Genomic DNA, 12,084 nt, shown 5'->3' with positions numbered 1-12,084 from the left:
TGCGGCCGTGGATGCTGGTCACCACGTTGTTTTCCCTGTACAACCGGCCGATCACTGGAATCATCGCCTCGGCGAGAGCCTCCCGGCCCATCCACTTATCAAGACAAGAATCTGACGTCTGGCTCACAGAACTACCTTCCTTGGGTCAACTACATACGTCCTCGTATGCAGATGGCGGCCGCCCGGAGTAATCCTGCGGCACTGGCACTGGCCGGGCTTCGGTCCGCCCACAGCACCTTGAACGAGAACAAAGAAAAATCCGTCGGCTGCGAACGCAGTCCCGGCGGCAGAACTTCCACGTTCAGGAACCATTCTACGGGGAGGACGCTGCCAGCTATCTGCCGGCAAGCGTGAAATCACTCACACGGGTCTGATGTGGGCGGGAAAGTGCGCGGTAATAAATGGATGGGTTGACCGATACGCCGGGTTCTGTCATCCCGATCCGTTGCCGGAACGGGAGTGGCGGCCATCCATCTACGAACGCCGTTGCCGACGCCCTCCAGCAGCCTACCCGGACACTCGGGCGGGCAGCCCTCAAACGTGTCCTGTCTGGCCTTGCTCCGGGTGGGGTTTACCTAGCCTCCCCGGTCACCCAGGGAGCTGGTGGTCTCTTACACCACCGTTTCACCCTTACCTGCCGTTCACGGTGCGGGCACCGATGAGGCGGGCGGTCTGTTCTCTGTGGCACTGGCCTGCGGGTCACCCCGAGTGGGCGTTACCCACCACCCTGCCCTGTGGAGCCCGGACGTTCCTCGAGCCACTTCCGTGGCGCGCGACCGCCTGGTCAACCCATCCGCGCTCCAGTCTACCGGCGTCTTGCCCGGCCGAATTCTCAGCGAGGGCCACCGGTAAATCCGGCTAGTATCGTCTGGTGCTGATTCTGCTGCCGCCATCTGAAGGCAAGACCCCCGCGGTGAAGGGCCCCGCCGTCGACTGGGAGTCCCTCAGCTTCCCGGAACTGAATCCTTGCCGCGCAAAAGTGCTGGAATCCCTCGGGACAGTCAGCTCGCACCAGGACGCCCTCGCGTTGCTGGGGGTGGGCGCTTCGCTGCGGGACGACGTCGAACGCAATACCCGCCTGCATGCCGAGCCGGCAGCTCCTGCGCATCAAGTGTATTCGGGGGTGCTGTACGACGCCCTCGGTTTCAAGAGCATGACCCCGACGCAGCGCCGCAAAGCGATCGACTCAGTGCTGGTCATTTCGGCGTTGTGGGGCGCTATCGGCTTTGGCGACCACGTGCCCGCCTACCGGCTTTCCATGGGAACCGCACTGCCCGACGTCGGACGCCTCGCCTCGTTCTGGAAGCCGCACCTCAACGCCGCCCTCGCCAAGCGCGCGGAAGGTGAATTGGTGGTGGATTGCCGTTCCAGCACATATGCCGCTGCTTGGGCTCCGCCGCCAGCGCAGACGGTCAATGTCAACGTGTTCACTGAGGCACGTGGCAAGCGAACGGTGGTCAGCCACTTCGCCAAGCACACCCGCGGCGAGCTGGCCCGCCACCTCTTGACCAGGCGCGGCAAGGCACCGGCCACCCCGGATCAGTTGGCCAAGGCAGCCCGGGAAATTTGGACCGCGGAACTTGAAATCGGAACGGCGCGTAAACCACACGCGCTGAACATCATTCTCTCCAGCTAATTCCCAGCGGGGTGGGTCAGTTCCATTCCGCCGAACGTACAAGGATGCATCCGGAATCCGGGCAGAAAACAATCTCATCGTCCGCCGCTGCCCTGACCTCGGCCAGGTCACCGGGGCTCAGCATCATGCCCGACCCCTCGGACTTGCCGTGGAAGAGGCGCGCCGCACCTACTCCCCGCTTGGCGATTGTCTTCTCGTAAACAGCGACCATCGCCTGGTCAAGGGAATCGGAGAAGGCGGCTCGTTGCCCGCGCACCACCGCTTCTTCGGCCGCGATCTCGGCGATCGCCTCATCGAGCTCAGCCCGAATGCTGCCAAACGAACCCTGGATGTCATCGACGATCGCCTGCTGCGCAGCTTGGCGCTCCCGCAATGCGTCCAACCGCTCGAGTATCTCCAGCTCCACATCCTCCAGGTCCGAGCGCCGCTTGTTCAGTGACGCGATGTCACTCTGCAGCGCGACGAGGTCTTTGGAGAGTCCGGTGCCGCTGTTCAACCGCGCTTCGTCGCGTTCAATACGCGTGGCTACCTGTTCGACGTCGGCCTCGGCGCGACGGAGTTCGGCCTCGGCGTCGTGCACTGCAACCTTTGCTGCTCCCAGCTCGCCGTTTGCGACCCTGAGCGCATCCGTGAGATCCGTGATCCGCGGATCCGTCTCCAGCACCTTCCGCTTGCCGGCCAGCGATTTCAGCTTGGCATCCAGCCCCTGCAGTTCAAGCAATTTCAATTGTTCCGCCGGTGCTGCCTTCGCCACGCTTACCTCCGTTTGTCCCCACCGGTCCTGCCAATCAAGCCCGGCCGGACGCCCGGCGCTGCCGGGATTGTCCGTATCCTTCTAGACTCTAGTCCCCGGCGGGAGTGAGTATGAAGTCCCAAGGATCGCTGTTGGTGGTACTGACACGGATTTCGACGTCGTACCCCTGGTCCGCGAGTACGTTACCAAGTGCCTCGGCAGCGGGGGAAAGCCACAACCACTCACTGGCGAAGTGCGACACGTCGATCAGGTAGGGCCGTCCATTGGGCGTGCCCTCACGGGCTTCGGACGCCGGGTGGTGCCGCATGTCTGCCGTGACGTACACGTCGGCGTGGTTCGCCCGGACGGCACCGAACAAGCTGTCGCCTGCACCACCGCAGACCGCGACCCGCTTGACCAACCCGTCCTTGTCGCCGGCCACCCGCACCCCGCCTGCGACCGCGGGAAGCATTTCAAAAACGCGGGCCGCAAAATCACCCAGCGTCATGATGTCCGAGAGGTCACCGACCCGGCCGATGCCTTCTTCGGGTAATCCGTTGGCGGCAACCGTAAGGGGCGAGACGTTTTCCAACCCGAGGGCGTCAGCCAAGACGTCCGAGACGCCACCGACTGCCGAATCTCCGTTGGTGTGGACGGTCAGCAGCGCGGCCCCGGCCTCAATAAGCCGATGGACGGCCAGGCCCTTCGCGGACGTCGCAGCTACTGAATTGACGCCTTTGAGGAGTAAAGGGTGATGCGTAATGAGCAGTTGGGCCCCCCACTCGATGGCTTCATCGATCACGGCCAGCGTGGGATCGACGGCAAACATGATCTTCTCCACCGGAACGGCGGGATGACCGACCACCAGGCCTACCTCGTCCCAGTCCTCGGCCAAGGACTCCGGCCAGAGCTCCTCCACAGCCAGTAGAACTTGTCCGAGCGTTGGGTCCCCGATGGCTTCCCCGGCATCGTCACCGGAATCCGCATCAGTTATGGGGGTATTTACGGCTTCCATAGTCCTATTGTTACCTACTCACCCGTACTCAGCCGGATCGGCAGGCTTTACTTTCGGCGGTATCTGCCGGGCACCGTTATTGTCCCGTAAGGTGTTGCGGGAATCATCAGCCCCTCCCATCCATTGAAGAGAACATGAAAACTTTCGTACTTGGCGGCGGCTGCTTCTGGTGCCTCGATGCTGTTTACCAGAAGACCCGCGGCGTCAGCTCAGTAGTCTCCGGCTATACCGGCGGCCACGTCCGCAATCCCGACTACTACGAGGTGTGTTCCGGAACGACCGGCCATGCCGAAGTCGTTGCCGTAACTTTCGACGAGTCCGTGGTTCCGGAAGAAATCATCCTGGACATGTTCTTCGCCCTTCACGACCCCACCACGTTGAACCGCCAGGGCTATGACGTAGGAACCCAATACCGGTCATCCATGTTCTATTCCACGACAGAGGAAAAGATCCTGTTCGAGGAAGCGATAGAGCGGGCCCAGGCGTTATGGTCGGATCCGATCGTCACGGAAGTCGCGCGCCTGCCGGAATTCTTCGAAGCCGAGGAAGTGCACCAGAACTATTACGGAAAGTATCCGTACCAGGGCTACTGCCAAGTGATCATCAACCCGAAGTTGGCCAAGGCCCGGAAATATTACTCCGCGTGGCTTACGGCTTAGCAGGGTTTCGTTCGGGCTGGCTAGGCTGACCTCAGCATTCCCTCTTGAGAGATAGGCATAATTTTCATGGCACGGATCTACGACGACGTCACTCAGCTGGTCGGCCGCACTCCGCTGGTCCGTTTGAACCGGCTTACTGAGGGGCTCGATGCCACCGTGGCAGTCAAGCTCGAATTTTACAACCCGGCCAACAGCGTCAAGGACCGCATCGGCGTTGCCATCATTGACGCCGCGGAGAAGTCCGGCGCTTTGAAGCCCGGTGGAACCATTGTTGAGGGCACCTCCGGCAACACCGGCATCGCGTTGGCCTTGGTAGGCGCAGCCCGCGGTTACAAGGTCATCCTGACCATGCCCGAGACCATGTCCACGGAACGCCGCGTGATGCTCCGGGCTTACGGTGCGGAAATCGTCCTGACCCCCGGCTCCGAAGGCATGCGCGGCGCTGTGGAAAAGGCGCAGGAGATCGTGGCCACCACGGAGAACTCCATTTGGGCGCAGCAGTTCGCCAATGAAGCCAACCCGCAGGTCCACCGCGACACCACCGCTGAGGAAATCTGGGCCGATACCGATGGGGACGTAGACATCTTCGTCTCAGGCGTTGGCACGGGCGGTACCATCACCGGCGTCGGCCAAGTCCTCAAGGAACGCAAGCCCGGCGTCCAAATCGTTGCCGTTGAGCCCAAGGACTCCGCTATCCTCAACGGTGGCGCCCCGGGCCCGCACAAGATCCAGGGCCTCGGTGCCAACTTTGTGCCGGAAATCCTGGACACCAACGTGTACGACGAAGTCCTGGACGCCACGCTCGAAGATTCGGTCCGTGTGGCCCGTGAACTCGGCGCGCGTGAAGGCATCCTCGGCGGCATCTCCTCCGGCGCCATTGTGTGGGGCGCCCTGGAACTCGCCAAGCGACCTGAGAACGCGGGCAAGTTGATTGTCGCCGTCGTCTGCGACTTCGGAGAGCGCTACATCTCGACCGTGCTGTTTGACGATATCCGCGGCTAACACTTCGCCCGCACATCTTCATTTCCTGTAGAAAGGTCTTTGTGAGCTTCTTCGCAAGGCTTAAGGAAGACCTCGACGCCGCCCGGTCCCACGACCCGGCGGCGCGAGGCTCTTTCGAGAACTTTTTTGCCTACTCCGGGCTTCACGCCATCTGGGCTCACCGCCTGACCCACCGGCTGTGGCAGAACCCTGCCCTGCGGTTCCCCGCCCGCTTGATCTCCCAGTTGGCGCGGTTCATGACCGGCATCGAGATCCATCCCGGTGCAACCATCGGGCGGCGCTTCTTCATTGACCATGGCATGGGAGTGGTGATCGGCGAGACCGCCGAAATTGGTGAGGACGTCATGATTTATCACGGCGTAACACTGGGCGGACGTTCATTGGCCAAGGTCAAACGCCACCCCACTATCGGCGATCGCGTGACCATCGGCGCCGGTGCCAAAGTTCTTGGACCCATCACCATCGGCGCTGACAGCGCGGTCGGTGCCAACGCCGTCGTCGTCAAAGACGCACCGCCGGAGTCAATCATCACCGGCATTCCCGCCACCTGGCGCCACCGCGATGCGCGATCGGAAACCAAACCAGCGGTTGACCCGGCGGAGTACTACATCGAATATCGGATTTAGCTGCGCTTGGATTTTCTTTGTTTCCCTTAAACGCAGGAAGCGCCCCGGTTCACTGAACCGGGGCGCTTCCTGCGTCAGGGCTGGCTAGTGGGTGTCCACGGCCGAGATCTCGGACTTGTCTTCGCCCCACAGGGTGTGGAACGTGCCCTCGGTGTCCACGCGGCCGTAGGTGTGTGCACCGAAGAGGTCGCGCTGGCCCTGGATCAGGGCAGCGGCAACGCGCTTGCGGCGCAGGCCGTCGTAGTAGGCCAACGACGAGGAAAATACCGGAACCGGAATACCGAGCTGGACCGCCGTAGCTACAACCCGACGCCAGGCCGGAAGGGCCTCTGCGATGGCCTTGGTGAAGGCCGGGGCGAAGAGCAGGTTGGCGGGCTTCTCCTCGGCTGCGTAGGCCTTGGTAATGTCCTTGAGCAGCTCTGCACGGATGATGCAGCCCGCACGCCACAGCGATGCGATCTGGTCCAGCTTGAGGTCCCAGCCGTACTCCTTGGCAGCGGAGGTCAGCATGTCCAGGCCCTGTGCGTAGGAAACGAGCTTGGAGGCATAGAGAGCCTGGCGTACATCCTCCACGAACGTCTCGGGGATTTCCACGGAAGCTTCTTCTCCGGCCAGCAATTCCTGGCCGAGCTTGCGCTGCTCTGCCTGCGAGGACAGCGCACGGGCAAATACGGACTCGGCGATGCCGGACACCGGCGAGCCGAGCTCCAAGGCGGAGATAACGGTCCAGCGTCCGGTGCCCTTCTGGCCAGCGGCGTCGACGACGACATCAACGAACGGCTTACCGGTCTTGGCATCAACGTGGCCCAGGACCTCAGCTGAGATCTCGATGAGGAAGGAGGACAGATCGCCCTTGTTCCACTCAGTGAAGATCTTTGACTGTTCGGCAGGCTCAATGCCTGCACCCGAACGGAGGAGGTCGAAGGCTTCACCGATGACCTGCATGTCGGCATATTCGATGCCGTTGTGCACCATCTTCACAAAGTGGCCGGCACCGTCGGTACCGATCCACGCGCAGCAGGGTTCGCCGTCGACCTTGGCCGAAATCTTTTCCAGCAGCGGGCCGAGGGCGTCGTACGACTCCTTGGAACCACCGGGCATGATCGAAGGGCCATTCAGCGCGCCTTCTTCGCCGCCGGACACGCCAACGCCCACGAAGTGCAGGTCCTTCTTGGCCAAGGCCGCTTCACGGCGGCGAGTGTCCTCGTAGTGCGAGTTGCCGGCGTCGATGATGATGTCCCCGGCTTCGAGCAGCGGTTCGAGCTGCTCGATGACGTTGTCAACAGGAGCGCCCGCCTTGACCATGATGAGGACGCGGCGGGGCTTTTCGAGTGAGTCGACCAGTTCCTGCAGCGTTTCCGTGCGGATGAAGTCTCCTTCTGTCCCGTGCTTTTCCAGCAACGCGTCGGTCTTTTCCACGGAGCGGTTGTGAAGAGCCACGGTGAAGCCGTTGCGGGCGAGGTTGCGGGCAAGATTGGCACCCATTACCGCAAGGCCGGTGACACCGATGTGTGCTGACATCAAAACTCCAATTCGTTCGTGTGCATACAGTCCTGCGGGCACGCAGGAAGCGAATTCGTAACCAGGGGCTGTAATAAACCATACGTAATTACATTCGGGTGAGGAAGCGGCGCCCACGTTCTGGAAGGCTCCGCGTCATAAACAGTCTATGACGCTGCCCTGCCGCCACTATGCTTGCCTCTATGTCCACCAGCCTCCACCACCGCGCCATTGAGCATTTGGGAACCCGGATTGTCGATGGCACCCTTCCGACCGGCCACGTCATGTTGGCAGAACACCTCGAAGAAGAACTGAATGTTTCCCGTTCGGTAGTCCGGGAAGCAGTGCGGGTGCTTCAGTCCTTGGGATTGGTGGAGACGATCAAGCGGGTAGGCATCCGGGTTTTGCCGGCACATCGCTGGAACCCCTTCGATCCGATGGTCATCAGGTGGCGCTTGGCCGGCGATGGCCGCGGCTCCCAACTGCGCTCGCTCGCGGAGCTGCGTTCCGCCGTCGAACCCACAGCCGCCGAGTTGGCCGCCAGCAACGCGCCAGCGAGCCTCCGGCAGGAACTGGTAGCCATCTCGGAAGCGATGAAAGAAGCAGGAGACGCCGGTGACGTTCCCCGGTTCCTGGACCTCGACATCCGTTTCCACGCTCTTGTGCTCTCCGGCTCAGGCAACGAGATGTTCGCGAACCTGATAGGTCAGGTCACCGAAACGCTGACCGGGCGGACGGTCCACGGACTCATGCCCGAGCATCCCCAGAAACAAGCGCTGCAGTGGCACATGGACGTTGCCCACGCAATCGACGCCGGTGATGGTGCGCTGGCGCGGGACGCCGCGGACAAGATCATGCGCCAAACCATCGCCGAGTTGGAGCCGAGTTGGAGCGATCAGCCGCGGGTCTTTGTGCCCGTAGTTGTGAACGGCAGCATCAGCCCATCGGGTTTCCCAAGGAACGCGCCAATTCCTTGAGTTCCTTAACCATCTGCGCGCCCTGCTCTTGGGAATAGGTAGCCTTCAGTGCCGTTACGGACAACCCGAGGCTTGGTCCATGGGCGCCGCGGGTCGGGACGGGAACAGCCAAGCAAACTACCCCCAAGGTGGATTCTTCGTCTTCGAAAGCGAAACCTTGCTTTCGGATCACGGCTACTTGCGCCTTCAACTCCTCGGCCGTGCGGAGGGAGTTAGTGGTCATGACGGGAAGCTCCATGCCGTCGGGGAACATGGCTTCGATGTCGTGGTCGCGCAGCTGGGCCAGCAGGGCCTTCCCCACACCGCACAGCGAGACTGGCATCTTGTCGCCGATGTTCGATGTCAGCCGGACAGCCGGATGGCCCTCATAACGGGCAAGATAAATCACATGATCGCCGTCGAGCATTGCGATCCGCACTGTTTCGCCTGACAGTGTTGGCGCTTGTTCACAGTACTTATAGAACTCCTGCACCTCATCGAGGCGGCTCAGGTACGCAGCTCCCAGTTCAACGAGCTTTCGACCCAACGTGAAATCCGCGCCCTGCCTCGTGATCAAGCGCGCTTCCTCGAGCGCGAGAAGCAGGTTGGATGTCGACGATTTCGGGATGCCGAGCTCGCGCGACAAATCACTCAAGGTCAGCCGCCCCGTGTACGAGTTCGCAAGTGCCTCCAAAACGGCAGCTGCCCTGGTAACCGCAGGCGCTGGCGACGACGACCCCAGCCCAGGGGAACGGACGGCATGGGAATCTGGCATGGGCATCCTCATTCCTCGCAAGTCCTCGGAAAGCGTCTGTTCATCCTGCTGAACATTTACCCATCGTAGTGGGATCGAGGGATTCCGAAGGGCGTCCCCAGCGTTTCCCGAGAGGTCCAACGGGCCTTCACGCCACGCGGCTTTCCAAACCCAAAGGTTCGCTGTATATTCAACTTCGAGCTCTCCACCGCGGCATCCCCCAATAGTCGCGGTGGAGAGCTCATCCATTTCATCGCCGTCATCAGGCTGCTGCGACCTGCTCGCCCCTGATCCGCCACCCGCCGCCTTCGCCGTCCCGCACCAGTTCCCAGGTAGCGATGCTGGACCGGCTGCTGTTTCCCAACCGGACCTGCACCTGCAGCACCTCGACATCCACGCGGCCTTGGCCACGTGGCATCCGTCTCCTGTCCTCCCACCACGGAACCCGCTCAAACCAGCGGACCGGTTCAACAACAATGCGCCACTCGCGATCGCCCCTTACCACCACCGCAGCGGTACCGGGCTCACTCCCGCGGATAAAAACATGCTCCATGAACCATGACGCTACGGGTAGGCACTGACATTCCAGCCAAAGGCCGGGGCCGTCGACCAAGAGCGAATCGACAGACCGAATCCGGGACTAATACGAAAAATACCGGCAACAAAAAAATCCCCGCCACATCGGCCTCAGGCCTGATGTGACGGGGATTCATGGTGGGTCCTACCGGGATCGAACCGATGACATCCACGGTGTAAACGTGGCGCTCTACCAGCTGAGCTAAAGACCCTAAACCGGTGATCTCAGCGCTTCCACAATGCGTTGCAGTTACTTCAGCGCGTCGACCAACGAACAATGACTCTACATGATCAATCGGAAGAAATACCAATCGGCGGATATGGCTCGGCAAGACCAGGAAGCTCACGGGCAAGGTAGTCCAGCGCACCGCTGACCCCGGCCTCCAACTTCAGGGTCGCAAACGCATCACCGCGGGTAGCGCCACGGTTGATGATTACTACGGGCTTCCCTGCCTTCGCGGCGTGACGGACAAACCTCAACCCGCTCTGCACAGTCAGGGATGAACCAGCCACCAAGAGGGCCTGCGCCTCATCCACCATCGCATACGCCCGGACCACGCGATCCTTGGGAACGTTCTCGCCGAAGTAGACAAAGTCGGGTTTGAGAGTGCCGCCGCAGATGGGACAAACAGCCATGGCGAAGGAGGTGATGAGTTCGGGGTCCTCAACAGTGGCATCGGCGTCAGGAGCCATCTCCACCACATTGGAGGCCAAGGCCGCTTCGAGGAATCCGGGATTGATTTCCTCAAGGATGGCGGCAATGAGACCCCTGGTGAATGTGTGGCCATTTTCAAGGCATACCACCTGGTCGAACCGCCCATGCAAGTCAACAACATTGACGCTTCCGGCGTCCTCGTGGAGCCGGTCCACGTTTTGCGTAATAAGACCCGTTAATAGCCCTCGGCGTTCCATTGCCGCGACGGCGAAGTGCCCCGCGTTGGGATCTGCGTGCCGTAAATGGGACCACCCGATGTGGTTACGCGCCCAATACCTGCGCCTGTTTGCGACGTCTCCCACAAATTCCTGATACGTCATGGGATTGCGGGGAGCGGATCCAGGACCTCGGTAATCGGGGATGCCGGAATCCGTGCTGAGGCCCGCACCCGTGAGAACTGCAAGCCGCCGGTGAGCCAAAACACCAACTGCAGCTTGCAATCCTTCAAGTTCCCGGGGGTCGAGCACCTCAGGGGCCGCGGGCGGCAGGCTGGCGAACCCGGTCATCCCTACCCCAGGCGTGCCCTGGCCCGCTCCCGTTGTGCCCATACTTACCGTTGGGCCAAGGCGGACAGTGCCCGCCGATACTCGCCCAGATCACGCGCTTTTCCACGCGGATTGACCATCACGTGCCGGATAGCTCCGCCGGCATCGATGATGAACGTTCCGCGCAATGCCATCCCACTGGCGGCATCAAACACGCCGTACCGCTGCGCCACTGCCCCGTGGGGCCAAAAATCGGCCAGAAGGTCAAAGCCGTAATTTTCCTGCTCCGCGTAGGCCCTGAGCGTAAATTTGCTGTCCACGGAAACGGCAAGCACGGTTGCGTTGGCGTCCTCAAAATCAGCAAGGTTGTCCCGAAGCTCACACAGCTCCCCGGTACAAATACCTGAGAAAGCAAAGGGATAGAAAACAATCACCACATTGCGGCCACGGTAGTCGGACAACCGGACGGGCTCGCCGTATTGGTTCGTCAGTTCAAAATCAGGTGCCGCTTCGCCGACTCGCGGCACAGCCAGGGCGGCCTGCTGAAGGTCCGTCACTTGTTCTTCTTGGCCACCAGACGCGTGGCGCTCCAGTCTTTCGACACCCCTGCCGAGGTGGTCAGGTGAAGACCGGAGGTGGGGGCAGCATCCTGTATGTCAGCGGGGGAAACGTAGTTATCCCGGCCGGACTTGGGGGTGAGGACCCAGACGACTCCGCCTTCCTTGAGCGTGGTGAGCGAATCGACCAACGCATCAACGAGGTCTCCATCGCCGTCCCGCCACCAAAAGATGACGGCGTCAACGACGTCGTGATCATCTTCATCCAATAGTTCAGAGCCAGTGACATCTTCGATGTCGTCACGCAAGTCGAAATCGACGTCGTCGTCGTAGCCGCGTTCCTGAATCAGATCCCCGTCTTTGAAACCCATTCTTTCCGCCACATTTACCGATGTGGCGGCGTCGGCCTCGCTCACGTTTCCTCCTTTTGAAGTGACTTCCATTACCAACAGCCAACACCCTTTGGGCGTGTGCTTCAAGCCATTGTCCCTGCCGCGGGCCATATTCCGCACTTCGGGGTGCGATTCCACGCCGCGGCGTCGAGGTGCTTTCCGTCACGGTGTCCTGCAGATATGTGACATACAACGCTCCCGGACCCCGGCGGCTACGCATCCCGGCGAAGTGAAAGCTAGAGTGGCCATGAGCGCTATGGCTCCGGGGCGACCGCCCCAAGAAATTCTACTGGTAGCCATACGCTCAGAAGACCTGTCCGGCGCATCCGACCGGGCTGTTGAAACTGTAACGTCGCACACGACGCATTCACGATGGGCAGTTACCCTGCCGGACCTGAGGCGCCGATGCATGCGCCAAAAGGAAGGTTGGACGTGGCTGTAGGAGAAGAGACCTCAGACATCCTCAGCGGGTTGACTG

Annotated in this window: 13 protein-coding genes, 1 tRNA gene and 1 other RNA gene; 5 read left to right on the top strand and 10 right to left on the bottom strand. The window is 61.3% G+C overall.

The window, feature by feature from the left end:
* Positions 1–402: 402 nt before the first annotated feature.
* Positions 403–792: RNase P RNA component class A (rnpB, locus tag QRN42_RS15760), an RNA gene on the bottom strand.
* A gap of 79 nt (positions 793–871) precedes the next feature.
* Here rnpB and QRN42_RS15755 point away from each other — a divergent pair.
* Positions 872–1,636, top strand: coding sequence for a YaaA family protein (locus QRN42_RS15755; RefSeq protein WP_284980093.1), 765 nt, complete (start codon positions 872–874; stop codon positions 1,634–1,636).
* A gap of 16 nt (positions 1,637–1,652) precedes the next feature.
* On the opposite strand, the gene QRN42_RS15750 is transcribed toward QRN42_RS15755, so the two are convergent.
* Together QRN42_RS15750 and QRN42_RS15745 are read right to left on the bottom strand one after the other, a co-directional pair.
* On the bottom strand, positions 1,653–2,390 hold the full coding sequence (locus QRN42_RS15750) for a zinc ribbon domain-containing protein (protein ID WP_284980092.1): 738 nt from the start codon (positions 2,388–2,390) through the stop codon (positions 1,653–1,655).
* 88 nt (positions 2,391–2,478) lie between these two features.
* A complete protein-coding gene (locus tag QRN42_RS15745) occupies positions 2,479–3,384 on the bottom strand; it encodes a Nif3-like dinuclear metal center hexameric protein (protein WP_284980091.1) in 906 nt (301 codons plus the stop codon).
* 134 nt (positions 3,385–3,518) lie between these two features.
* Here QRN42_RS15745 and msrA point away from each other — a divergent pair, with 134 nt between their 5' ends.
* The 3 genes from msrA to epsC all read left to right on the top strand — a co-directional run bounded on the left by msrA (position 3,519) and on the right by epsC (position 5,671).
* Positions 3,519–4,043 (top strand): peptide-methionine (S)-S-oxide reductase MsrA, encoded by a 525-nt coding sequence (gene msrA / locus QRN42_RS15740; RefSeq protein ID WP_284977401.1) that lies wholly within the window; start codon positions 3,519–3,521, stop codon positions 4,041–4,043.
* Positions 4,044–4,109: 66 nt separating this feature from the next.
* Complete coding sequence (gene cysK, locus QRN42_RS15735; protein WP_284980090.1) at positions 4,110–5,045, top strand: cysteine synthase A; 936 nt, start codon at positions 4,110–4,112, stop codon at positions 5,043–5,045.
* 41 nt (positions 5,046–5,086) lie between these two features.
* On the top strand, positions 5,087–5,671 hold the full coding sequence (gene epsC, locus QRN42_RS15730; RefSeq protein ID WP_284977403.1) for a serine O-acetyltransferase EpsC: 585 nt from the start codon (positions 5,087–5,089) through the stop codon (positions 5,669–5,671).
* Positions 5,672–5,755: 84 nt separating this feature from the next.
* Here the strand turns inward: epsC and gnd are convergent, their stop codons facing one another.
* On the bottom strand, positions 5,756–7,192 hold the full coding sequence (gene gnd / locus QRN42_RS15725; RefSeq protein ID WP_284980089.1) for an NADP-dependent phosphogluconate dehydrogenase: 1,437 nt from the start codon (positions 7,190–7,192) through the stop codon (positions 5,756–5,758).
* A 182-nt stretch (positions 7,193–7,374) separates the two neighbouring features.
* Between gnd and QRN42_RS15720 the strand changes: the two genes are divergently transcribed.
* On the top strand, positions 7,375–8,148 hold the full coding sequence (locus tag QRN42_RS15720) for a FadR/GntR family transcriptional regulator (protein WP_284980088.1): 774 nt from the start codon (positions 7,375–7,377) through the stop codon (positions 8,146–8,148).
* On the opposite strand, the gene QRN42_RS15715 is transcribed toward QRN42_RS15720, so the two are convergent.
* The 6 genes from QRN42_RS15715 to QRN42_RS15690 all read right to left on the bottom strand — a co-directional run bounded on the left by QRN42_RS15715 (position 8,108) and on the right by QRN42_RS15690 (position 11,630).
* A complete protein-coding gene (locus QRN42_RS15715) occupies positions 8,108–8,902 on the bottom strand; it encodes an IclR family transcriptional regulator (protein ID WP_284980087.1) in 795 nt (264 codons plus the stop codon). The genes QRN42_RS15720 and QRN42_RS15715 overlap by 41 nt on opposite strands.
* Before the next feature lie 241 nt (positions 8,903–9,143).
* Positions 9,144–9,434 (bottom strand): hypothetical protein, encoded by a 291-nt coding sequence (locus QRN42_RS15710; protein ID WP_284980086.1) that lies wholly within the window; start codon positions 9,432–9,434, stop codon positions 9,144–9,146.
* A gap of 159 nt (positions 9,435–9,593) precedes the next feature.
* Positions 9,594–9,669: transfer RNA gene (locus tag QRN42_RS15705), tRNA-Val, on the bottom strand.
* A gap of 79 nt (positions 9,670–9,748) precedes the next feature.
* On the bottom strand, positions 9,749–10,720 hold the full coding sequence (locus tag QRN42_RS15700; protein WP_284980085.1) for an NAD-dependent protein deacetylase: 972 nt from the start codon (positions 10,718–10,720) through the stop codon (positions 9,749–9,751).
* A 2-nt stretch (positions 10,721–10,722) separates the two neighbouring features.
* The gene (locus tag QRN42_RS15695; RefSeq protein ID WP_284980084.1) at positions 10,723–11,214 is read right to left on the bottom strand and encodes a peroxiredoxin; all 492 of its coding nucleotides are present in this window, start codon (positions 11,212–11,214) and stop codon (positions 10,723–10,725) included.
* Complete coding sequence (locus QRN42_RS15690) at positions 11,211–11,630, bottom strand: DUF3052 domain-containing protein (RefSeq protein ID WP_284977410.1); 420 nt, start codon at positions 11,628–11,630, stop codon at positions 11,211–11,213. Before QRN42_RS15690 ends, QRN42_RS15695 begins: the two co-directional genes overlap by 4 nt.
* Positions 11,631–12,084: the final 454 nt, after the last annotated feature.

Origin of the sequence: Arthrobacter sp. fls2-241-R2A-200 (assembly GCF_030209745.1) — a bacterium.
Taxonomy (GTDB): domain Bacteria; phylum Actinomycetota; class Actinomycetes; order Actinomycetales; family Micrococcaceae; genus Arthrobacter.
This window is presented reverse-complemented; position numbering and strand designations above follow the sequence as displayed.